Source organism: Streptomyces sp. AC627_RSS907 (genome assembly GCF_019049165.1).
This window is the reverse complement of the sequence record NZ_JAGMUE010000330.1, coordinates 1-572: the sequence shown is the minus strand read 5'-3', so window position 1 is coordinate 572 and position 572 is coordinate 1. Positions and strand designations below refer to the sequence as shown.

Here is a 572-nt window from a genome sequence, read left to right as displayed (position 1 = left end):
GGGTAGGTCCCCTACCTGCAACAGGGAGACTCCTGTCGGTCATTACCGAGCAGGAACGACCCGGGTACGTCTTGTCACCAGGCTCCGGACCATTAGCCTTGGTGCCGGCGGGTCTTGCGACCCGCTGTAGTGCTATCCAGAGCTGTTTTCCGTTGTTTCCCGACGAGTTACGAGGACGAGGACAGACGTGCCTACCGGCAAGGTCAAATGGTTCAACAGCGAGAAGGGCTTCGGCTTTCTCTCCCGCGACGACGGCGATGACGTCTTCGTCCACTCGTCGGTGCTCCCCGAAGGCGTCGAGGCGCTCAAGCCAGGCCAGCGCGTGGAGTTCGGGGTCGTCGCGGGGAACCGCGGTGACCAGGCGCTTTCGGTGACTCTGCTCGACCCGACCCCGTCGGTCGCGGCGGCCCAGCGGCGCAAGCCCGACGAGCTGGCCTCGATCGTCCAGGACCTGACGACGCTCCTGGAGAACGTCACCCAGCAGCTCGAACGGGGCCGCTACCCCGACAAGGCCCACGGCGCCAAGATCGCGGGCATGCTGCGCGCGGTGGCGGACCAGCTCGACGTGTAGC

1 protein-coding gene is annotated in these 572 nt (G+C 66.1%); it reads left to right on the top strand.

What is annotated here, in order from left to right:
• Positions 1-187: 187 nt before the first annotated feature.
• Positions 188-571, top strand: a complete 384-nt coding sequence (locus tag KUM32_RS44815) for a cold-shock protein (RefSeq protein ID WP_176162244.1) — start codon at positions 188-190, stop codon at positions 569-571.
• Position 572: the final 1 nt, after the last annotated feature.